The sequence below is a fragment of the Microbacterium sp. cf046 genome (assembly GCF_900114345.1).
In the GTDB taxonomy this organism is placed as follows: Bacteria; Actinomycetota; Actinomycetes; order Actinomycetales; family Microbacteriaceae; genus Microbacterium.
In genome coordinates this window covers 156,120-178,026 of the sequence record NZ_FOZJ01000003.1, presented here as the reverse complement: position 1 = coordinate 178,026, position 21,907 = coordinate 156,120, and the positions used below count along the sequence as shown (strand labels likewise).

Annotated in this window: 19 protein-coding genes and 1 riboswitch; of the genes, 8 read left to right on the top strand and 11 right to left on the bottom strand. The window is 69.9% G+C overall.

The window, feature by feature from the left end; genetic code table 11:
• Positions 1–50: 50 nt before the first annotated feature.
• On the bottom strand, positions 51–980 hold the full coding sequence (locus tag BM349_RS13385; RefSeq protein ID WP_254773901.1) for an aldo/keto reductase: 930 nt from the start codon (positions 978–980) through the stop codon (positions 51–53).
• A 102-nt stretch (positions 981–1,082) separates the two neighbouring features.
• On the opposite strand from BM349_RS13385, the gene BM349_RS13380 reads away from it, so the two are divergent.
• A complete protein-coding gene (locus BM349_RS13380) occupies positions 1,083–1,997 on the top strand; it encodes a LysR family transcriptional regulator (protein ID WP_091707427.1) in 915 nt (304 codons plus the stop codon).
• A 44-nt stretch (positions 1,998–2,041) separates the two neighbouring features.
• On the opposite strand, the gene BM349_RS13375 is transcribed toward BM349_RS13380, so the two are convergent.
• Entirely contained in the window at positions 2,042–4,006 is a 1,965-nt protein-coding gene (locus BM349_RS13375; protein ID WP_091707426.1) for an ABC1 kinase family protein, read from the bottom strand.
• An 82-nt stretch (positions 4,007–4,088) separates the two neighbouring features.
• The gene (rlmN, locus tag BM349_RS13370; protein ID WP_254773900.1) at positions 4,089–5,369 is read right to left on the bottom strand and encodes a dual-specificity RNA methyltransferase RlmN; all 1,281 of its coding nucleotides are present in this window, start codon (positions 5,367–5,369) and stop codon (positions 4,089–4,091) included.
• 113 nt (positions 5,370–5,482) lie between these two features.
• Here rlmN and BM349_RS13365 point away from each other — a divergent pair, with 113 nt between their 5' ends.
• On the top strand, positions 5,483–6,322 hold the full coding sequence (locus BM349_RS13365; protein ID WP_091707424.1) for a hypothetical protein: 840 nt from the start codon (positions 5,483–5,485) through the stop codon (positions 6,320–6,322).
• Between the two features lie 50 nt (positions 6,323–6,372).
• Positions 6,373–7,011: a LysE family translocator gene (locus BM349_RS13360; protein ID WP_091709284.1), complete on the top strand. Its 639-nt coding sequence runs from the start codon at positions 6,373–6,375 to the stop codon at positions 7,009–7,011.
• 114 nt (positions 7,012–7,125) lie between these two features.
• On the opposite strand, the gene BM349_RS13355 is transcribed toward BM349_RS13360, so the two are convergent.
• From BM349_RS13355 to BM349_RS13345, 3 genes are all read right to left on the bottom strand, one after another.
• Positions 7,126–7,962 carry an SDR family oxidoreductase gene (locus tag BM349_RS13355; protein ID WP_091707423.1) on the bottom strand — a complete coding sequence of 279 codons (837 nt, stop codon included), beginning with the start codon at positions 7,960–7,962 and terminating at the stop codon, positions 7,126–7,128.
• Positions 7,963–8,080: 118 nt separating this feature from the next.
• Complete coding sequence (locus BM349_RS13350) at positions 8,081–8,860, bottom strand: enoyl-CoA hydratase/isomerase family protein (protein WP_091707422.1); 780 nt, start codon at positions 8,858–8,860, stop codon at positions 8,081–8,083.
• Between the two features lie 66 nt (positions 8,861–8,926).
• Complete coding sequence (locus tag BM349_RS13345) at positions 8,927–9,691, bottom strand: SDR family NAD(P)-dependent oxidoreductase (RefSeq protein WP_091707421.1); 765 nt, start codon at positions 9,689–9,691, stop codon at positions 8,927–8,929.
• Between the two features lie 167 nt (positions 9,692–9,858).
• On the opposite strand from BM349_RS13345, the gene BM349_RS13340 reads away from it, so the two are divergent.
• On the top strand, positions 9,859–10,584 hold the full coding sequence (locus BM349_RS13340) for an aminoglycoside 3'-phosphotransferase (protein ID WP_091709282.1): 726 nt from the start codon (positions 9,859–9,861) through the stop codon (positions 10,582–10,584).
• Positions 10,585–10,602: 18 nt separating this feature from the next.
• Here the strand turns inward: BM349_RS13340 and BM349_RS13335 are convergent, their stop codons facing one another.
• The 3 genes from BM349_RS13335 to BM349_RS13325 form a co-directional block, all read right to left on the bottom strand.
• Positions 10,603–11,397, bottom strand: a complete 795-nt coding sequence (locus BM349_RS13335) for an energy-coupling factor transporter transmembrane component T family protein (protein ID WP_091707420.1) — start codon at positions 11,395–11,397, stop codon at positions 10,603–10,605.
• Entirely contained in the window at positions 11,394–12,887 is a 1,494-nt protein-coding gene (locus BM349_RS13330; protein ID WP_217645676.1) for an ABC transporter ATP-binding protein, read from the bottom strand. The genes BM349_RS13335 and BM349_RS13330 overlap by 4 nt, the downstream gene beginning before the upstream one ends.
• Before the next feature lie 13 nt (positions 12,888–12,900).
• Positions 12,901–13,533 carry an ECF transporter S component gene (locus BM349_RS13325; RefSeq protein ID WP_091707419.1) on the bottom strand — a complete coding sequence of 211 codons (633 nt, stop codon included), beginning with the start codon at positions 13,531–13,533 and terminating at the stop codon, positions 12,901–12,903.
• Positions 13,528–13,636, bottom strand: a riboswitch (TPP riboswitch). It overlaps the preceding gene by 6 nt.
• A gap of 38 nt (positions 13,637–13,674) precedes the next feature.
• On the opposite strand from BM349_RS13325, the gene BM349_RS13320 reads away from it, so the two are divergent.
• A complete protein-coding gene (locus BM349_RS13320) occupies positions 13,675–15,318 on the top strand; it encodes a D-alanyl-D-alanine carboxypeptidase family protein (protein WP_091707418.1) in 1,644 nt (547 codons plus the stop codon).
• Between the two features lie 7 nt (positions 15,319–15,325).
• On the opposite strand, the gene BM349_RS13315 is transcribed toward BM349_RS13320, so the two are convergent.
• On the bottom strand, positions 15,326–16,003 hold the full coding sequence (locus BM349_RS13315) for a hypothetical protein (RefSeq protein WP_091707417.1): 678 nt from the start codon (positions 16,001–16,003) through the stop codon (positions 15,326–15,328).
• Between the two features lie 134 nt (positions 16,004–16,137).
• Here BM349_RS13315 and BM349_RS13310 point away from each other — a divergent pair, with 134 nt between their 5' ends.
• Together BM349_RS13310 and BM349_RS13305 are read left to right on the top strand one after the other, a co-directional pair.
• Positions 16,138–17,583 carry a DUF2252 domain-containing protein gene (locus tag BM349_RS13310; protein WP_091707416.1) on the top strand — a complete coding sequence of 482 codons (1,446 nt, stop codon included), beginning with the start codon at positions 16,138–16,140 and terminating at the stop codon, positions 17,581–17,583.
• A gap of 2 nt (positions 17,584–17,585) precedes the next feature.
• Entirely contained in the window at positions 17,586–19,457 is a 1,872-nt protein-coding gene (locus tag BM349_RS13305; protein WP_091707415.1) for an alkyl/aryl-sulfatase, read from the top strand.
• Between the two features lie 7 nt (positions 19,458–19,464).
• Here the strand turns inward: BM349_RS13305 and BM349_RS13300 are convergent, their stop codons facing one another.
• The gene (locus BM349_RS13300; protein ID WP_091707414.1) at positions 19,465–20,091 is read right to left on the bottom strand and encodes a hypothetical protein; all 627 of its coding nucleotides are present in this window, start codon (positions 20,089–20,091) and stop codon (positions 19,465–19,467) included.
• Positions 20,092–20,122: 31 nt separating this feature from the next.
• Between BM349_RS13300 and BM349_RS13295 the strand changes: the two genes are divergently transcribed.
• Positions 20,123–21,901, top strand: coding sequence for a SulP family inorganic anion transporter (locus BM349_RS13295; RefSeq protein ID WP_091707413.1), 1,779 nt, complete (start codon positions 20,123–20,125; stop codon positions 21,899–21,901).
• Positions 21,902–21,907: the final 6 nt, after the last annotated feature.

The window sequence follows — 21,907 nt, the reverse complement described above, 5'->3', positions numbered from 1 at the left end:
TCATGGCGCGCCAGGCGCCCGTGATTTTCGGGGTGATCGTCGAACGGTACTCAGGGAACCTTGTGGCCGGCCGCGCGGAACAGCTCGTACCACTCGCTCCGCGAGAGCGGGATGTCGGAACCGAGCGCAGCACCGGCGACACGCTCCGGGCTGGTCGTGCCCAGCACGACCTGCATCTCGGCGGGGTGACGGGTGATCCAGGCCGTCGCTATCGCGATCGCCGGCACGTCGTACGCGGCGGCCAGCCGATCGATGACCGCGTTGAGTTCGGGATAGTCGTCCGACCCCAGGAACGTCCCGGTGAAGAACCCGGCCTGGAAGGGCGACCATGCCTGAACGGTGATGCCCTTGATACGGCAGTAGTCGAGGATGCCGCCGCCGTCGATCGTCAGCGACTGATCCGTGCCGACCATGTTGCTCGCCACGCCCTGCGCGATGATCGGCGCGTGCGTGATCGACAGCTGCAGCTGATTGGCGACGAGCGGCTGGGAGACGGCGGTTGCAAGCAGGTCGATCTGCCGCGGGGTGTGATTCGAGACCCCGAACGCGCGGACCTTGCCCGAAGCCTCCAGCTCGTCGAACGCGCGGGCGACCTCTTCCGGCTCGACGAGGGCGTCGGGACGATGCAGCAGCAGGATGTCGATGTAGTCGGTCTGGAGGGCTCGGAGAGAACCCTCCACCGACTCGATGAGGTGCTCGTAGGAGAAGTCGAAGTACGGTCCGTCACCGACGATGCCGGCCTTGGTCTGGATCGTGATCTCGGCGCGTTCGGACGGGGAGAGCTGCATCGCCTCGGCGAAGCGCGACTCGCACCCGTGCAGCGCGCGGCCGTAGACGTCGGCGTGATCGAAGAAGTCGATGCCGGCGTCCCGCGCGGTCGCCACGAGATGACGGATCTCGTCGTCGGTCTTGTCGGCGATGCGCATCAATCCGAGCACCACGTTCGGCGCCTCGGTCTGACCGAGCGGGATTCTCTTCACGTGCGTCCTTCCAGCGGGGGTGGGTTGCGTTCCCACCATAGAGACCGGCACGATAGAAGTCCAACAACTGGATTCAATGCTTTTCAGAAACAGGAGTGCTGAATGGAACTGCGTCAGATGGAGTACTTCGTCGCCCTCGCCGACGAGCAGCAGTTCACACGGGCGGCAGCGGTGTGCGGTGTCAGCCAGTCGGGTCTGTCCGCGGGGATCCGGGCCCTCGAGGAGGAGCTCGGGGCGTCGATGTTCGTCCGCTCCACGCGGCGCGTCTCGCCGACCGACGCCGGCACCGCGTTCCTCCCGTTCGCGCGGGAGATGCTCGCGCAGTCCGCGAAGGCGCGCGATGCCGTCGTGCGCGCGACGCACCAGCTGTCCGGCGCGCTGCGGATCGGCGCCGAGCAGTGCCTCGGCGTGGTCGACGTGCCTCCGCTGCTCGAGCGGTTCCATCGCCGGCATCCGCTCATCGACATCCACTTCACGCAGGCCGGCTCGCACGAGCTGGCCGCGAGCGTCCGCGCCGGGGACCTCGACGTCGCGTTCGTCGCGACCACCGAGCACCTCGGCGCGCTGCAGCGGGTCGAGCTGGGGCGCCGCAGCCTGGTGCTGCTGGCACCCGCCGACGACCCGCTCGCCACGGGCCGGCGCGTGAGCTGGGACGACCTCAACGACCGCGAGTTCATCGACTTCCGTGCAGCGTGGGGTGTGCGCACGCTCAACGATTCGCTCTTCGCGGCGCGCGGCATCCGTCGTCGGGTCCGGTGCACGGTCGATGACATCCACACGCTCCTCGATCTGGTCGACCGGGGCCTGGGCATCGCGATCGTCCCGCAGCACGTCGCCGGCAAGCGGGAAGCGGCCAGGCTCGCGACGATCGCGCTGCCCGCCGACTCGACGCCCGACTGGACGGTGAGCGCGGTCGTGGCGGCCGCGGCCGATCCGTCGTCGCAGCATCTGCTCGAACTCATCGACGCCGACCGACGCACCCGCGAGGCTGCCGAGCAGGAGCTGATCACAGGATGAGCTGACCGCCCGCGGCCCAGCGTCGGCGGCTCAGTGTCGGCGGCTCAGCGTCGGCGGCGGAAGGCCGTGCGGAGGCTGCGCAGGAGCAGGAGCATGCCGGCCAGGCCCATCACGCTGCCGAGGAATGCGAACGCGGGGACGTTTCCGGTCAGCATCGGTCCGCCTTCGGCGACGCCGAGCATGATGCCGGTGACCACCAGGGTGATGCCGATCACGGTCGTGGTGACGCGCCCCAGGATGCCGTCGATCCAGTTGCGCTCCTCATCGCTCTCGAACGAGCGCAGGCGCACCGACAGCGTGCCCTCATCGAGCGAGCGGGTCACGCTCTCGATGCGCCGCGGCATCCGGCGCACCTGCTCCAGCACGAGTGACGACCAGGTCTGCGCGGTCAGGAGGGCGCCCTTCGGCGAGAAGAGCGTGCGCGCCATCCCGGGGGCGACTTCGAGCGCCCGACCGACCATGTCATAGTCCGGCACGAGCTTGCGGAGCGTGCCTTCGAGGGATGCGAGCGTGCGGAAGACCAGCAGCAGGGACGGCGGGAGCGCCATGCGGTTGCGTCGCAGCGCGTCCAGGAACAGGCGGAAGACGTTCTCGTCGGCGCGGGAGTTGTGCACCCGTGTCAGGATGACGCCGATGTCGCGCTGCAGCGCGACCGAATCGATCGGCGCGCCCGTCGGCGGCGTGCACATCAGCAGGGCGACGTCGGTGACTGCGATGTCGTCGTCGTTCGCCATCGCGACCAGCATCGGCAGCAGGAGCCGGCGCATGCTGCTCTCGAGCACCCCGACCGCCCCGAAGTCGATCAGCGTGACGGTCCCCTCATCGTTGTCGTCGAGGATCACGTTGCCGGGATGCAGGTCCGCATGGAAGACGCCTCGGACGGCGATCTGGTCGAAGACGGCATCGAGCATCGAATTCGCGATCTCGAGCGCCTCCTCGGGGGGCAGCGCGCCCACCCGCAGCCGGCTGAGCGGTGTGCCCGTCGCCCGCTCCTGCACGATCATCTGCGAGGTCGAGTACTCCGCGTACACCTTCGGCACGCGCAGCCGCGAGGGTGTGGCCGCGATGGCACCGCGCAGCATCTCGGTGTTGCCCGCCTCGATCCGGTAGTCCAGCTCCTCGCGCAGCGCACGCGCGAACTCCTCAGCGAGCGCGCGGGCGCCGTAGTCCTTCGCCCAGTCGGTGCGCCGTTCGGCCTCGATGGAGAGCCGCTCGAGGATGTCCAGGTCGGTGGTGACTTCGGCGCGGGCGCGTGGCCGTTGGATCTTCACCACGACTTCTTCACCGGTCAGCAGTCGCGCCGCGTGGACCTGCGCGACGGATGCGGCTGCGAGCGGCACCGGATCGATCTCGGCGAACACGTCGTCGATCGGGCGGCCCAGCTGCTGCAGGATCGCCGCTTCGGCCTCCGTCCAGGGGATCGGCGTCGAATCCATCTGCAGCGTCGAGAACGCGTCGATCAGGGCCGGAGGGAGCACATCCTCCCGCGAGGAGAGCACCTGGCCGAGCTTGACGAACGTCACGCCCGCCTCGTTCATCGCCGAGACGAGCGCGGTCGGCAGCTGATCCGTCTCGCCACCCCGGCGTCGGCTCTCGTAGAGCGTGAGTCCGTGCCGTGACCCGATCGCGATGATCTGCGCGTAGCGGCGGGTCCGGTCTCGGCGGCGGATGGCCTCGCGCACCACCGTGATCGGGTTGCGGAACGGCCGAGACGGCCAGAGGAACTCCAGCGCGAGCACGGCGATCACGACCGCGGCGAACATCCATCCCGCAGTGAGCGCGATGAACGACACCGCGACGAGTCCGCTGACGACGATCTTGCCGTCGACGAGCACGTCGGCCTCGCCCAGCGACCAGAGCGCGATCGGCAGCGTGAGCAGGAAGACGATGAGCGCGGTCACGAGCGCGCGCAGCCAACCGACCTGCACGTCCAGCAGCCGACGCACGACCCACGCGGCGGCGAACGCGAAGACGATGGCGACGATCGTGATCAGGAGCCAGTCGGGCATGGGCCGATTCTGTCAGTACGCCGCCGACCGGCGCGAGGACCCTGGAGAACGGAGCGATCGGCCGATGAGCGGCCGCGGTGGATCAGTCCTCGTTCGGGGTGGCGGCCGCGGCGGCCTCGTCCTCGGTCGTGGCGACCAGCTGGCCGCAGGCGCCGTCGATCTCCTTGCCGCGGGTGTCGCGGAGCGTGGTCGGGATGCCGGCATCGTTCAGCCGACGGACGAACTCGTTCTGCACGCTCACCTCTGATGCGGTCCAGATCGATCCGGGCGTCGGGTTCAGCGGAATCGGATTGACGTGCACCCAGCCGCGTCCGCGCGCGTTGAGCTTGTCGGCCAGCAGGTCGGCCCGCCAGCCGTGGTCGTTCATGTCCTTGATCAGCGCGTACTCGATCGAGACGCGGCGACCGGTCTTGTCGAAGTAGTTCCGCGCGGCATCCAGTGCCTCGTCGACCTTCCATCGCGAGTTGACCGGGATGAGCTCGTCGCGCAGCTTGTCATCGGGGGCGTGCAGCGACAGCGCGAAGGTCACCGGGATGTCCTCGTTCGCGAGCTTGGTGATCGCGGGCACGAGGCCGACCGTCGAGACCGTGATGCCGCGCGCGCTCATGCCGAGGCCGTGCTTCTTGTCGGTCATGACCCGCACCGCCTGCATCACTCGGGCGTAGTTGGCCAGCGGCTCGCCCATGCCCATGAAGACGATGTTGCTCACCCGCTCGGCCGAGTGGTCGTCGCGCTTCTTGCCACCGAGACCGCCGTCCGCGATCAGGCGGTTCGCCTTCACGATCTGCTCGACGATCTCGGCGGCCGACATGTTGCGGGTGAGCCCCGCCTGGCCGGTCGCGCAGAACGGGCAGTTCATCCCGCAGCCCGCCTGCGACGAGACGCACAGCGTGATGCGACCTGGGTAGCGCATCAGCACCGACTCGACGAGCGCACCGTCGTGCAGCTTCCAGAGGAACTTGATCGTGTCGCCGCGGTCGGTCTCGAGCCGGCGCACCTCGGTCAGCAGCGGGGGCAGCATGCCGTGCACGAACTCCTCGCGCCCGGCCGCCGGCAGGTCGCTCATCGCGGCGGGGTCGTGGGTCCAGTGCGTGAAGTAGTGGGTCTCGAGCTGCTTCGCGCGGAAGCCCGGCATGCCGAGCTCCTTGACCTTCGCGACGCGCTCGTCGGGCGCGAGGTCGGCCAGGTGCACCGGCGGCTTGCCGCGCTTCGGGCTCGCGAACTGCAGCAGCGGCCTGCCCTCGGCATCCTTCTTCTGCTGCCAGCCCTCCGTCTTGGGCCGCACCTGCGGCGCGCCGGAGGCCGCGAGCGCCGACTTCGGCCGCACCTGTCGGACGGGCGTTCCTTCGGGCCGGGAGGTCATGCTCACAGGGTACGGGACGCACCTGCACGAAGCCTGGCGTGCGCGTCGCCCGACCCACCGCGACGCGGGACGGGAGGGGTAGCGTGAAGACGAGGGGAACATGACGGTGAGCGATGGATGCCGCAGCCCGCGCTGAGCTGGACGCGCTGCGTCTGCGCGCGTACGGGCCGTCGCCCGACATCGCGGACGACTGCCGAGCGGTCGAGCGGCTCGTCGAGCTGGAGGAGCTCGCCCTGCCCGCCGCCCGGATGCCGGAGCCGGGCATTCTCGCGTCGGCACCAGCCTCCGGTCTCCCGCCGGACGGGGCTGTCGTCGACGGCCCGCGGGATGCCGCCCCGAGCGACGCGCGAGTCGTGGGCGTCCTCCCCGCAGGCGAATCGCCACGGCGGCGGCGCTCTCGGTGGCATATCGCACTGGTGGCCGCCGTGGCGATCGTCGCGCTGCCACTCGGGGTCGCGGCCGCCGCGCGAACGTCGGCCCAGCCCGCGGTCTCGTCAGCCGCCGCCGGCGCGATCCCGGCGGGCGTCCGGGAGGCGCTCGCGTTCGTGCGCCACCCGCAGGCCGACAAGCTGATCGAAGTGCGGATCGACGGATCGTTCGGCGACTACGTCGACCTCCCGATCGGCGACGACGTGCCGGTCTTCCCGGTCGAGGGGCTGATGACCTGGGTGGAGCCGCTGGGCGACTACTACGGCTGGAAGCTGTGGATCGCCGGGGCCCGCGGCGCGATCGAGAACGAGAACTGCATGCTGCTGGACGGCGACGGCACGATGCGCGCGGACTGCGTCTCCACCGCCCTGAAGACGCAGGGCGGTCTGCTGCTGTCCGTGCCGTATGCCGAGCTGGCACCCGAGGACCGGCCGGAGGTCATGACCGCCGATCAGAGCCTCGGCTTCTGGTGGGGGCCGGACGGCGTGGTCACGATCCTGCTCAGCCCCACCCCGCCGGACTGACCCGACGGGCGGAATCGGCGGCTGCGGCATCCCGCCACTATCGTGTGGATGTGGTTCCGCCGGAGAGTCTGCTCGCGTTCACCGTGGCCGCGGTCGTGCTGATCGTGATCCCCGGGCCGAGCGTGCTGTTCACGATCGGCCGCGCGCTCGCCCTGGGGCGAATGGGCGGCCTGTTGAGCGTGCTCGGCAACGCGCTCGGACTGCTGCCGATCATCGGCCTGGTCGCACTCGGCGTCGGGGGCATCGTGGCGCAGTCGATCGTGCTCTTCACGATCGTGAAGGTCGCGGGTGCGCTGTACCTGATGTTCCTCGGGGTCCAGGCGATCCGGCACCGCAATCGTGCCGCCGAGGCCGCCGTCTCGGGCGCGCTGCCCCGTTCGCACTGGCGTCAGCTGGGCGAGGGGTTCATCGTCGGCATCACCAACCCGAAGACGATCGCGTTCTTCGTCGCCGTGCTGCCGCAGTTCGTCGACCTCTCCTCGGGCTCGGTGCCCCTGCAGATGATCGAGCTCGGCCTGGTCTTCTTCGTGATCGCCCTGATCTCCGACGCCGTCTGGGCGCTGGTCGCCGCGAGCGCGCGCACCTGGTTCGGCAAGTCGCCGAAGCGCATCGCCGCACTGTCGGCGACCGGGGGCGGACTCATGATCGGACTCGGCGGAATCCTGCTATTCACCGGCAATAGGCACTGATCCTCGGCCGCGCCGCCCCGTCACGAACCGCGAGACTGCAGCGGCACCCCGAGACGGTGGGTGTGGCCCGCAGTCTCGGCGTGCGGTTGCAGTCTCGGCGTGAAGAGGGACCGGCTACAGGAAGATGTCCGGGAACAGGCGATCGTCCGGGGTGCCGGGCACCGCGGCGTAGCGCGAGAAGTCGGTGACGCCGGCATCCGTCAGCACGTCCTCCACGATCAGCGTCTGGCCGGTGTACTCGCGCGATGGGCGGGTCAGCACCTCGTACGCGGCATGCGCGTAGATCTCAGGCGTGCGGCTCGCCGCCATCACCGCGTCGCCGCCGAGGAGGTTCTGCACGGCCGCCGTCGCGATGGTGGTGCGCGGCCAGAGCGTGTTGGCGGCGATCCCGTCCTTCGCGAACTCCGCGGCGAATCCGAGCGTCACCATCGTCATGCCGTACTTCGCGAGCGTGTAGCCGGTGTGCGCGCCGAGCCACTTCGGATCGAGATTGAGCGGGGGCGAGAGCGAGAGGATGTGCGGGTTGGCGGCCTCTCGCAGGATGGGCACGGCCGCCTGGGACAGCATGAACGTGCCGCGCACGTTGACATCCTGCATGAGGTCGTACTTCTTTGCCGCGAGCTGCAGCGATCGAGACAGGTCGATCACGCTCGCGTTGTTCACGACGATGTCGATGCCGCCGAACTCGCCCTGCGTCTTGAGCACGGCCTCGGTGATGTCGTCGTCATTGCGCACGTCGCCGACGATCGGCAGCGCGTTGCCGCCCGCGGCCCGGATCTGCTCGGCCGCGGAGTGCACGGTTCCCTCGAGCCTCGGATGCGGCGAATCGGTCTTCGCCAGCAGGGCGATGTTCGCGCCGTCGGCTGCCGCGCGCAGCGCGATCGCGAGTCCGATGCCGCGGCTGCCGCCCGACATCAGGATGGTCTTGCCGGCCAGCGGCTTGTCGGTCATCGGAGGTCCTTCCGGTCGAGCGGGTGGGGTCGTTTCGTGCGGCACCAGGGTTCGATGTCCCGATTTTCGTCGGCAAGAGTGCCCTGAAGCATGGACGAGTGGGACACCGAGGTGCGGGTCAGCGGGCGGACTGCTTGCGGGATGCCGCGGCGAAGGCCGCGACGCGAAGCCTGGACTCTTCCGTGTCGAAGCGCGCGCCGATCGTCGCGGCCTCGTCGGCGAGGTTGTCCTCGAACGTGCGATGCGCCCCGACGCGGACGAGGCGCTTGGCCTGGCCGAACGCGGCTGTCGCGTTCTCGAGCCAGAACCGGGCGACCTGCTCGGCCCTGCCCGCCACGTCTGCGACTGGGACGACTTCGGCGACGAGTCCCCAGTCCAGCGCCTCGGCGGCATTCAGCGTGCGGTCCTGCAGCAGGAGCTGCAGCGCGCGGCGCTGGCCGATCGCGGCCGGCAGCAGTGTCGAGACGCCGAGGTCGGGCGTGAGCCCGATGTTCGCGTACTTGCTGACGAACTTCGCGGCATCCGAGGCGACGATGTAATCGGCCGAGAGCATCAGGCCGATCCCTCCGCCCGCGACCGCGCCCTGCACGGCGGCGACGATCGGCTTGTCGGAGAGGGCCCACGTGCGGATGCCGTCGTGGATGACGTGCGCGGTGGCGGTGACGGCCTCGCCTCCTGCGCCGGATGTGGCCATCGCGACGACGTCGCCGCCCGCGCAGAACGCAGGGCCGGCGGCATCCAGGATCACCGCTCCGACCGACGCGTCGGAGGTGACCTCGTGCGCGATGTCGCGCCACCGCGTCCCCATCTCGAAGTCCATCGCGTTCAGGTACGCCGGACGGTTGAACGTCACCCGCGCGAGTGCGCCGTCGCGGGTCAGCAGGATCGAGTCGCTCATGAGTCTCCTATTTCGGGGCCATGCGGCACGTGTTCAGCCTCGTACGGATCACCTTCCGCAGAGGAGTCACCGTGGGGCCATGCGGATTGCGCCGTCGAGACGGATCGTCTCGCCGTTGAGGTAGCCGTTCTCGACGATGGACATCACCAGCTGCGCGTACTCGTCGGGGCGGCCCAGCCTGGCCGGGTAGGGCACCTGCTCGCCGAGCGAGTCCTGCGCGGCCTGCGGCAGACCGGCGAGCATCGGGGTCTCCATGATCCCTGGGGCGATGGTCAGGACGCGGATGCGGTAGCGGGCGAGCTCGCGCGCGATCGGGAGGGTCATCGCGTGCACTCCGCCCTTGCTCGCGGAGTACGCGGGCTGGCCGATCTGCCCGTCGAATGCTGCGACGCTCGCCGTGCTGACGATGACCCCGCGGTCACCGCTGCCCGCGTCGGGTTCGGTGCGCGACATGACGGCGGCCGCCTGGGAGATCACGTTGTAGGTGCCGATCAGGTTGACGCGAATGATGCGCTCGAACGCGTCGAGCGGCGAGGGGGCGCCCTCGCGGTCGAGCACCTTCGCCGGCGGCGCAATCCCCGCACAGTTCACGACGACCCGCAGGGGGCCGGATGCAGCAGCCGTCTGCACTGCGGCGGCGACCTGCTCAGGGCTCGTGACATCAGCAGCGGCGAACGCGCCGCCGAGCTCCGCGGCCCGTTCCGGGCCGGCCGAATTCGGCAGATCGATGATGGTGACCGCCGCACCGGCCGCCGCGAGGCGTCGGGCGGTCGCGAGCCCGAGACCGCTCGCACCGCCGGTCACGAGGGCAGAGGCGCCCCTGATGTCCATGTGCTCTCCTTCGAACGTCCCGCGCCTGGGTCCGGGCGGCATTGCGTCTCAGCATACGTGGCACCGAGTGTCACGCTCGGCGCCCGCCGGATCCGTCGCGCGGCCGATCGCGTCCAAACTGGATGCCGAACTCAGGCTACTCGCGCCGCGGAAGCGAGAATGGGCTCATGTCAATCCCGAGCGAGCCGATCGAGGCACCCGAGCGCGTGCGCGCGCTCGCGCGCGGCGCGGAGGTGACCCCGGTGTGGGTCAACGGGATCGGCGGCCTCACCTTCCGCACGGCGGACGGGCGCTTCATCAAGTACGGGCCGTGCAATGCCGAGACCTCGTTCTCCGCCGAGGCGGAGCGGCTCGCTTGGACGGTCGGCTTCACCCCCGTGCCGCGCGTGCTCGAGGTGGGCGCCGACGCCACGCATGAGTGGCTCGTGACGACGGCGGCCCGCGGCGAGAGCGCGGTGGCTCCGCGCTGGGTGGCGGAGCCTGCAACCGCCGTCCGCGCCGTCGGGGCGGGTCTGCGAGCGCTCCACGAAGCGCTCCCCGCACAGGCGTGTCCGTTCGAATGGAGCGTGCCCTCACGGCTCGCGAACGCCGCGGGACGCGGCATCCGCATCCCAGGGGCACTGCGCGAGCCGCCGCCCGTCGATCGTCTGGTCGTGTGCCACGGCGACGCATGCTGCCCGAACACGCTGATCGGCGACGACGGGCGCTGGAGCGCGCACGTCGACCTCGGGGCACTCGGCGTGGGCGACCGCTGGGCCGACATCGCGGTGGCCGCGATGAGCACCGAGTGGAACTACGGGCCGGGTTGGGAGGAACTCCTCATCGAGGCGTACGGCGTCGAACCCGACGGCGAGCGCCTCGAGTACTACCGAGAGCTCTGGAACGCGACCTGATGGTCTCGTGGAGCACGCCTACGCCGTGCCGCCGAGGATGAAGTTCCAGGATCCGGTGGCCACCGCGACCGTGATCGCGATCGCGGAGATCGCCGCGCCGACGGCCAGCAGCATCCATTCCCGCCAGCCGAAGTGCGACTCGCGCGCCCACGTGCGCACGCCGGTGCCCCCGAACCCGCGCGCCTCCATCGCCGTGGCCAGCGTCGAGCCCCGCCGGATGGACAGGACGAACAGCGCGAAGGCCATTCCGAGCACCCGGCGGACTTGTCCCGTGTCGGCCACGCCGCGGGCGCGTCGGGCGAGCGCCAGCGCCCGCCAGTCGTCGGTCAGCAGGCTCAGCAGACGCATGCCTGCGAGCGCGCCGAGGACGAAGCGCGCAGGCAGCCTGAGCAGCTGCGCGAGTCCGTCGGCGAGATCGGTCGGGTCGACGGTGACGAACAGCACGACCGCGGGCAGGGCGATCGCCAGAACGCGGAAGAAGGTCGCCAGGGCGAGGCTGATCGATCCTTCGCTGATGCGCACGACGAACCACTCGACATACACCTCGCCGCTGGTGGCACCGTAGAGGGCGATCGTCAGGCCGGCGAGCGGGGCCGCGATCCAGATCGGGAGCGTGCGGACCCAGAACTCGCGCCAGCCCAGTCCTGCGGCCGCCAGCAGCGGGATCTCCAGGACAAGCGCGACCGCGGCCGAGACCGGGTCGATCGTCAGGATGAGCGGCAGCGCGATGAGCAGCGCGGCACCGAGCTTCGCCACCGGGTTCAGCCCGGCGATCGGCCCGCGGCGGGGCACGGCCCCGGCGAGAGCGGTCACGGCGAGCCTCCGACCTGCACGACGCGGGCACGGAGCGCCTCGAGGACGGTCTCGTCGTGGGTCATCGCGACGATCGCCGCGCCGTCCTCGCCGCCGGCGCCGTCACGCAGTCGTGCGATGATCGCGACGAGCTCAGCCCAGGTCGCGGAATCCTGCCCGAAGGTCGGCTCGTCGAGCACCATCACCCGCGGGCGGGTCGCGAGCATCGCCGCGACCGTCAGGCGCCGTTTCTCCCCGCCGGAGAGCGTGTACGGGTTCGCTTCGGCGAGCGCGGCCAGCCGAAGCCGCTCGAGCAGCTCGTCGACGCGCGCCGCGATCTCGGCGGCGGGAATCCCGAGCGCCCGCGGTCCGACTTCGAGTTCGGCGCGGACGGAGGTGGTCAGCAGCTGATGCTCCGGGTCCTGGAAGACCGTGCCGATGCGGGTCAGGAGCGCCCGCGACGGCCACGTGATCGGATCCCCCTTCACCCCGGCCGACAGCGGGGCTCGTGCTGCGACTCGCCCCGAGTGGGGAGGGATCAGTCCCGCGAGCGTCAGCCCGAGCGTGGACTTGCCCGCCCCGTTCGGCCCGATCACGCCCAGCACCTCGCCGGGGTTCACCGCGAGATCGAACGGACCGGCGACGGCGACGCCGCGGACACGCGAGACCACGAGCGACTCCGCGCGCAGGAGGGCGGCACCGGGAGGTCGAGACGGCGGCGGCGGGAACGCGGGACGGATGCCGGGCACCCAGACCCCGCCGGCGGCGAGCTCGCGGCCACGGTCGCGCAGCACCGCCTGTGGCGACCCGTCCGCGATGATGCCCGCACCGCGCGACCCGTCGGATCCGAGCACCAGCACGCGGTCGACCAGCGGCAGCCAGACATCCAGTCGATGCTCGACGACCACGAGCGTGGCACCCGTGGTCTCGACGATCCGCCCGACCGCGTCGCGCACCTCGGCGACACCCTCGGGATCGAGGTTGGCCGTCGGCTCGTCGAGCAGGATCAGGCCTGGTCTCATCGCGATGATCCCCGCGAGCGCGAGACGCTGCTTCTGCCCCCCGGACAGCGTCGACGTGGAGCGATCCAGCGCGACGTCCAGGCCCACGGCCTCGAGTGCGTCGCGGACCCGCGGCCAGATCTCGTCGCGCGGCACGCCGAGGTTCTCACAGCCGAAGGCGACATCGTCTCCGACCCGAGCGAGGATCGCCTGGCTATCGGGGTCCTGCAGCACCATGCCGGCGCGGCCGCGCGCCCGGCCCGCGGGCTCGCCGCCGATGGTCAGCTCGCCGGTCTGCTCGCCCTCGTCATCGCCGCCGAGCACTCCGGCGAGTCCGTGCAGCAGCGTCGACTTGCCCGATCCCGAGGCGCCGAGCAGGAGCACCCGCTCCCCCGGGGCGATCCGGAACGATGCGTCCTGAACCGCCCACCGGCGGCGGGTCGCATAGCGCCAGCCCCACCCCCGCGCCTCGACGGCGGCGGGCCGGATCGAACCGACCTCGGTCGCCACCGACAGCGCCCCGCTAGACGCGCCGCGCCGCTTCGCGGCCCGAGGCGAAGCGATTCAGCGCACCCGTCGCCGCGAGGCCGCGCGCGACGAACCAGGAACCCGCCCCGGCGATGAGCGCGCCGGAGATCGTCGTCGAGACGATGTACACGATCGTGAAGGTCGTGTCGGCACCGGCGTACCAGAGGATCCGATCGTTGATCCCGCATGCGAGGCCGGCGCCGGCGCCGGCGAGGATGGCGACGGGCAGACGCCAGACGGCGTAGGCGAACGCGAGGAAGACGAGCTCCGCGCCGAGACCTTGGACGAGTCCCGAGACGATCGTCAACGGCCCCCACTGGTTCCCGATCAGCGCCGAGATGATCGCTGCCACGAGCTCCGTGTACAGCGCCGCTCCGGGCTTGCGGATGATGAGCCCGCCCAGCACTCCTGCGACCAGCCAGGGACCGGCGAGCAGTCCCTGCAGGCCCGGAAGCAGCGGCGCCAGGAGCGCGCTCGGCGCTTGGTAGCCGACATTCCACAACAGGAATACGACGGAGCAGGCGACGGCGATGACGCTGGCCACGACGATGTCGACGACCCGCCACCGCCACACGACATTCGAGAATCCCCGACGGGCGCGAGTGGACGTAGATGTGGAATCGGACACTTCTGATCTCCTTCCTGCGCTGGCATGACCCAGATCAGGTTCGACGGTCGAAGCGTTTTCGCTTCCTCTCAGCCCGGCACACCGGACTCCCGTGTTGACCCAATGATTATAGCGCCGTCCGCGAGGAGGTAATTTGGGCAGGTGACACCGGAAGACGCCTCTACGCCGACGCGACGCTCGCGCAGTCGGAGCGCGTCCTCGACGGTCGCGGCCGACCCGTTCGGCCGCGGAGATGCCCTGGGCTCCGAGGCCGCCGCGCAGACCGCCACGATCGACGCGGCGGACGCCTTCGCTCCGGCATCCGATCAGGAAGCGTCCAGTTCCGTGACCCCGGCCCCGGCCGTCGGCGCCTCCACCGTGGGCGTCGTGGATGCCGTCGCCCAGCCGCACTCGGCGGGAGGGACCAGCACGCTCCCGATCGACCGCCCGGCCGACTCGGTCGCGCCGGCACGCATCGCGATCGCCTGGGTCGACGAGGACGCGATCGCCCACGCGCAGCCCGCCGCCGCGACCCTCGACGGCGCGGGATCGCCGTACCTGCCGGTCGGTCCCGAGCTGCTCTCCAACCCGCCGCGTCGGTCGCCGCTGCGCGCAGGCGTCCTGGTGCCGATCGCGATCGCCGCGCTCGTGGTCGGCGCCTACTCGGCCACCACCCTGCTCTGGCCGCTCCACGCCATCCCGCCGACGGTGGAGGCCGTGCAGGTCGACCCGATCGTCTCGGCACCCGCCGCCCTCACGTTCCCCGGCGCCGGCAGCGCTTCGGTCTCGGTGGCGGGCATCAACGGCGTGGTGGCATCCGCCGGCGACGCCGTGCAGATCGCGAGCATCACGAAGATCGTCACGGCGCTGCTCGTGCTCGATCAGATGCCACTCGCCCTCGGCGAGCAGGGACCCGAGTTCCGCTTCACCTACGAGGATCAGCTCGAATACTGGGACTACCTCGCGAACAACGAGTCCGCGCTGGATGTGCCGGTCGACGGCTCGCTGACCGAGTACCAGCTGCTGCAGGGCATGCTGATCGGCTCGGCCAACAACTACGCGGATCGGCTTGCCGGCAACCTGTGGCCGACCGACGCCGTGTTCGCCAACGCCGCGAACACCTGGCTCGCCGCGCACGGCGTCCCGGGCGTGACCGTCGTCGAGCCGACGGGCCTCGACCCCCGCAATGCGGCGAGCCCCGAAGCGCTGATCACCTTGGCCAAGAAGGCGATGGCCGATCCCGTCATCGCGCAGATCGTCGGGATGCCGACGGTGGAACTGCCCGGCGCGGGCCTGGTGACCAACACGAACGGCCTGCTCGCCGATCCGGGAGTCGTCGGCATCAAGACGGGTTCGCTCGACTCGTACAACCTGCTCTCCGCGAAGGACATCCTCGTGGGCGAGACCACCGTGCGGGTCTACAGCGCTGTGCTCGGGCAGCCCGACGACGCTTCCCGGCTCGCAGCATCCCGCACCCTGTACGCCGAAGTCGAGGCCGGCCTGCAGCCGCTGCCGTCGGTGACCAAGGGCACGGTCGCCGGACACGTCACGACGGTCTGGGGCGAGGACGTCGCGGTCGTCACGACAGAGGACGCCGACGTGATCCTCTGGAACGGGGGCTCGGGGGTCGTCTCGACGACCTTCTCGCTCGGCGACGCGGTCGAGAAGGGCGCGGAGGTCGGCACGCTGTCAGTGCAGGGGCCGCTCGATTCCACGAGCACGACGCTCGCACTCGCGGCCGACATCGAGCCTCCGACTGCTTGGTGGCGCCTGACCCACCCGCTGGAGCTGTTCGGCCTCAGCTAGACCCCGGTCATGCGGCGGCAGGCTGCTCGTGCGTCCGGCGATAGTTCTGCACAAGGATCAGCAGGCTCACCACGAGCACCCACGCCGGGAAGATCAGCGTCACCCACAGGCTGAGCGTGGTGACCACGAGCAGTACGAGTGCGACCGCGTACGTCACGAACGCGAGCCATCGCGGCATCACCCCGGTGCGCAGCCACATCGTGCCGAGCGAGATGAGCAGGACCCCTGCCATCCGCAGCGCGTAGACGTTGCTGACCTGCAGCATGATCGCGCGACCGAAGCTGACGACCACGCTTCGGTCATCGGCATTCGTGATGATCTGCGCAGCTGCGATGATGCCCCCCGCCAGCGCCGACGAGACGAACACCATCGCCAGGAACAGCAGGCCGCTGCCGATGAAGACGGAGGAGAAGAGCTGGTCCTCGGCGTCCTTGAAACCGTCGCGGACGACCCCCATGAACCAGAGGAACGCGATGCCGGCGAACGGGACGATGCCGAGAGCGACGGTGATGCGGGCCGTGGCGCCCTCGTCGAGCCAGCCGATGGTCGCCGTGAGGCCGTCGGGAAAGGATGAGCGCAGCAGCACCAGCGAGGTCGTGAACAGCACGGCGAAGAGCACTCCCGCCAGGGCTGCCGCACGCGGCGAGTTCAGCGGTCGTCGGACGATCGCGGCGGGCTCGGTCATGGACGCCTCCTTGCAGCCACCACGCGGTGTCGTGAGGTCGACAGTATTCCCCCGCGCATGCAAGTGACAGACTGTGGCCAGCAGTCGCGCGGTGCCCAGTCCCGCGCGTCCGGGGGAACACCAGGAGGAACCTCATGAACGATGAGACTCAGACCAGCACCATGACGACACCCGCTCCGTCCGACTTCGAGGGCAGACGTGCCTTCGGTCGTGCCGCGCGCGCGAGAACCCCCCGATCGAGCCACGCTGCGTGGTCCGCCCCGGAGGACCGGATCGACCCGGTGTCGCTGCTGGAGGAGCAGGCGACGTCGCGGGTGACGGACCTGGTGCCTGTGCGCCACGGCCGCATGATGGTCTCGCCGTTCACGTTCTACCGGGGCGCTGCCCTGCTGATGGCCGCCGACCTCGCCCGCACGCCCAGCAGCGGGCTGATCGTCCAGCTGTGCGGCGACGCGCACCTGTCGAACTTCGGCCTGTTCGGGTCTGCGGAGCGTCGCCTCGTGTTCGACATCAACGACTTCGATGAGACCCACCCGGGGCCTTTCGAGTGGGACGTGAAGAGGCTCGTCGCGAGCTTCGAGATCGCCGGGCGGCACCGCGGCTTCACCGACGAGGAGCGCCGGCAGATCATCCTCGCCGCCGCGCGAGGCTATCGCGAGCGGATGCTGGCCGCCGCCGAATCGACGGTCCTGGATGCCTGGTACGACCACCTCGACGCGGAGACCGTCCAGGGCTGGCTGAAGGAGCAGAAGGAGAGCGACAACGCCGAGAAGCGCCAGATCCGCACCTTCGATGCCGTCGTCGCGAAGGCGCGCACGAAGGATCGCATGCTCGCGTTCTCGAAGCTCGTCTCCACCGAGGGTGGGCGGATGCGGATCATCGCGGATCCGCCGTTGATCGTCCCGGTCGAGGACCTCATCGATGAGAGTTCGGACATCTTCAACGCCGAGGAGTCGATGCGCGACATCCTGGCCGCCTACCAGACCACTCTGCTCGCCGCCGCGCGGCATCCGCTGGCCGAGTACCGGTACGTGCACATGGCCCGCAAGGTCGTCGGTGTCGGCAGCGTCGGAACCCGCGCGTGGATCGTGCTGTTGCGCGGGCGCGACGACGCGGATCCGCTGTTCCTGCAGGCGAAGGAAGCTCAGGCGTCGGTCCTCGAGCGCTTCACCGAGCCCTGCGAGTACGAGAACCAGGGCGAGCGCGTGGTGCGCGGGCAGCGCCTGATGCAGGCCTCGAGCGACATCTTCCTGGGATGGCAGCGCGTGCGAGGCGAGGGCGGGCTCGAACGGGACTTCTACGTCCGGCAGCTGCACGACTGGAAGGGATCGCTCGACGCCGAGAAGGCGGTCCCGAAGGGAACGCTGCTGTACGCGCGGATCTGCGGCGAGACGCTCGCCCGTGCGCACGGCCGGTCGGGCGACCGCGTCGAGATCGCCGCCTACTTGGGCAAGTCCGACACGTTCGACGAGGCGATCGCCGACTTCGCCGAGGCCTACGCCGATCAGAACGATGCCGACTACCGCGCGTTCACAGATGCCATCGCTGGCGGCCGGCTGGAGGCCGTGCAAGGGTTGTGACCATGCCCAACAAGCCGGTCACTCCCGCCATCGCCGCCCAGAACACCGCACTGCTCACCGCCCTGCCGTTCCAGGACACGCAGGACTTCCAGGACGCCGACCGCGGGTTCATCGCCGCACTCGAGCCCGGGATCGTCCGCAACGCCGACGGCAGAGTCGTGTGGGACAACGACAGCTACGCCTTCCTGCAGGGCGATGCGCCGGCATCGGTCAACCCGAGCCTGTGGCGGCAGTCGCAGCTGGCCGCCCGGCAGGGACTGTACGAGGTCGTCGAGGGCATCTATCAGGTGCGCGGACTCGACCTGTCGAACATCACGTTCGTCGAGGGCGACACCGGTGTGATCGTGATCGATCCGCTGATCTCCACCGAGACGGCCGCGGCCGCGCTGGGGCTGTATCGGGCTCATCGCGGCGAACGCGAGGTCCGAGCCGTCATCTACACGCACAGTCACGTCGACCACTTCGGCGGTGTCTTCGGCGTCGCGAGCCCGGAGGATGCGGCATCCGGCAAGGTGGAGATCATCGCACCCGAAGGGTTCGTCGAGCACGCCGTATCGGAGAACGTCTACGCGGGAACGGCGATGGGCCGGCGCGCCGGGTACATGTACGGCGCCGCGCTCGCGCGCGGCCCGCAGGGTCAGGTCGGAGCCGGGCTCGGGCAGACGACGTCATCGGGACAGTTGGGGCTGATCGTGCCGACCCGCGAGGTGCGCACGACCGGCGAGACCCACACCGTGGACGGGGTTGAGATCGAGTTCCAGATGGCGCCCGGCACCGAGGCGCCCGCCGAGATGCACTTCTACTTCCCGAAGTTCCGGGCGCTGTGCATGGCGGAGAACGCGACGCACAACCTGCACAACCTGCTCACGCTGCGCGGGGCGCTCGTACGCGACCCGCACGTGTGGTCGACGTACCTGACCGAGGCCATCGACACGTTCGGGGATCGGACGGACGTCGCGTTCGCCTCGCACCACTGGCCGACCTGGACCGGCGAGCGCGTCGTGGAGTTCCTCGGCATCCAGCGCGACCTGTACGCCTACCTGCACGATCAGACGCTCCGCCTGCTGAACCAGGGCTACCAGGGTGCCGAGATCGCGGAGATGATCGAACTGCCGCCCGCACTTGAGAAGGCGTGGAGCACGCACGGCTACTACGGGTCGGTCAGCCACAACGTGAAGGCGATCTACCAGCGCTACATGGGCTGGTTCGACGCGAATCCCGCGCGTCTGTGGCCGCATCCGCCGGCCGAGCAGGCGCAGCGCTATGTCGCGGCGATCGGCGGGATCGACCGGGTGGTCGAACTCGCCCAGGCCGCGTTCGACGACGGCGACTTTCGGTGGGCTGCGACCCTGCTGGACCACGCGATCTTCACCGACGAGCACCACTCCGCCGCGCGTGAGCTGTACGCCGACACCCTCGAGCAGCTCGGCTACGGCGCGGAGAACGGGACGTGGCGCAATTTCTACCTCTCCGGCGCCACGGAACTGCGCGAGGGCAACTTCGGCACACCGACCAGCACTGACGCACCGGCGATCCTCGCCCAGCTCACACCCGAGCAGCTGCTGGACGCGATCGCCATCTCGGTGGACGGCCCGAAGGCGTGGGATCTCGATCTGTCGATCAACCTCACCTTCACCGACCTCGACCAGAACTATCGCGTCACGCTGCGCAACGGCGTGCTCGTCTACCGCAAGGCTGACGCGGATCCGGATGCCGCGGCATCCGTGTCGGTCGCGAAGATGCGGCTTCTGGCCCTGATGGGTGGCGACCATGACTCTCCGGGCATCGAGACCACCGGAGATGCGTCGCAGCTGGCGAAGCTGCTGAGCGTGCTCGAGACGGGCGACCCCGCCTTCAACATCGTGACGCCCTGATCCGGCACTAGAAGCGCACCGGGAACGTGAACAGCACGATGAGCCCGACGACCGCGATCGCGCCGCCCAGACCGAGCACGATCCGCGAGCCGAGCAGCGAGATGCCGCGCTGCGCGATCGCGGCGAGGAAGAGCACCAGCGCGAACAGGACGGTCATCAGCGAGTAGGCGTCCCCCTTGTCGTTGAACTCGAGCGCCTGAGCCTGCAGGTCGTTCGCGCGCTTGGTCGCCTTCGCTCCCTCTTCAGTGCCGGGGGGCACGTACTCCTTCATCGCGAACGGCCCGCGCTCCTGCATCCCGTCCGCCTGCCACGCATCGAACGCGACCGTCAGCTCGGGCGAGAACCGCTCCTGGATGTAATCGGCCAGCGTCGGATCGTCGTCGGCGCCCGCGATGACCCACTGCGTGTAGACCGCGATGTCGGTCATCCGCGCGTCGCGCGCCTGACTCTCGAAGTCCGATGCCTCGATGCGCGCGGACGAGGCCTCGCTGAAGGAGACCGACGAGTCACCGCCCCATTTGGTCGACTGGAAGCCGCACCAGGCTGTCAGCACCGCGACGAGCGAGAGCAGGATCACAGCCACCAGTTCATGTGCCTCGCTGTGCTTGCGCGCGGGTCGGGCGGGTTGCTCCATGATGGCTAGGGTATGCGCAGGGAGTGTCATCATGCAGAAGCCGCTTGCCGGGCTTACACGGAAGAACGTCGTGCGCGAGGCGATCGCGGGCGTGACGCTGCTCGCCATCGCGATCCCGCTCAACATCGGCTACGCGCAGATCGCCGGCCTTCCGCCGACCGCGGGGCTGTACGCCCTGATCGTCCCGACGATCATCTACGCGCTCGTGGTGTCCTCGCGCCAGCTCGTCGCGTCGCCGGATGCCGCAGCTGCGGCGCTGGTCGCCTCGTCGATCGGCGGGCTCGCCGTCGCGGGGTCGGCCGACTACGCCACGCTCGCCCTTGCCCAGGCGATCCTGTCGGGCGCGATGTTCCTCCTTCTGGCGTTCTTCAAGCTGGGGTTCCTGGCGAACTTCCTGTCCAAGCCGATCCTGGTCGGCTTCGTCGGCGGCCTGGCGCTGGACATCCTGGTCAGCCAGATCGCCAAGATGCTCGGCGTGCCGATCGACTCGGGTGGCGAGTTCGTCGACAAGGTGGTCGGCCTGGTCACCGGACTGGGCACCGCAAACCTGATCTCAGTGATCATCTCGATCGTCTCGGTCGCGATCCTGCTCCTCGGCAAGCGCTACCTCGGCGCCGTGCCGTGGGCGCTCGTGGTGCTGGTGCTGGGCACGATCGTGGTCATGGTGGCCGATCTGGATGACGCCGGCGTCGACGTGCTGGGTGCCGTGCCGGCGGGTCCGCCGACCCTGACCTGGCCCGTCATCGAGTGGACGACCTGGCTCGCGCTGATCCCCTCCGCGATCGCACTCACGCTCGTCACGACGGCGGAGGGACTGCTCGTGTCGCGCTCGTACAGCGAGAAGCGCGGCTACGCGGTCAGCCCCAACCGCGACCTGATCGCATTCGGCCTGGGCAACGTCGCCGCCGGTGCGAGCGGCAGCTTCGCGATGGGATCGTCGACATCGCGCACCGCGGCGATGGACCAGGCGGGATCCCGGACCCAGCTCCCCTCGCTCGTGCTCGCCGTGGGAACGCTGCTCCTCCTCCTGTTCGGCACGGCGCTCCTGGCGGACATCCCCTCCCCCGCGATCGGGGCGATCGTCGCGGTCGCGATCCTGCCGCTGCTGGGCGTCCGCGAGTTCATCGCCCTGTGGAAGCTCGACCGGTTCGAGTTCGCGATCGGAGCGGCCTGCTTCCTGGTGACCCTGTTCGTCGGCGCGATCCCCGGCATCCTGGTGGCGTTCGTGCTCGCCCTGATCAATCTGGCCAAGCGCGCGGCCAACCCCGCGATCGACGTGCTCGCGACGAACGACTCGCCCACCGACTCGCTGCTCGACGAGGCCCCCGCCGGATCCATGACCGCTCCCGGCATCATCGTGATCCGCTTGGCCGCCCCGCTGTTCTTCGCGAACGGGGTCGTCTTCAATCAGGCGGTCCAGCGCGCAGTGAAGGCCGCACCTGAGGGCGAGGTGCACAGTCTCGTGGTCGACATGGAGGCCGTGACCGATGTCGACGTCACAGGCGCCGAGGCGTTCACCGCGCTCAAGCAGTGGCTCGCGGCTCACGACATCGCGCTGTCCTTCAGCCGGGTGCGTTCCGACGCCCGGGAGCGCCTGGTGACCTTCGGCCTGCTCGAGGGCGAGCCGGTCTTCCCGACCAATCGCGCTGCGATCGAGGCCCTGACGCCGCCGGTCGGCTGGGTCGAGCGACTTCGCGACCGGTTCTTCCCGCACGCGCCGAACGCGGACCAGCGCGGACACGCGGATGCCGCGTCCGAGGCGAGCGGCCCGCCGACCGAGCCCATCCAGATCACCCGCAGCAGCAACTGACCGAGA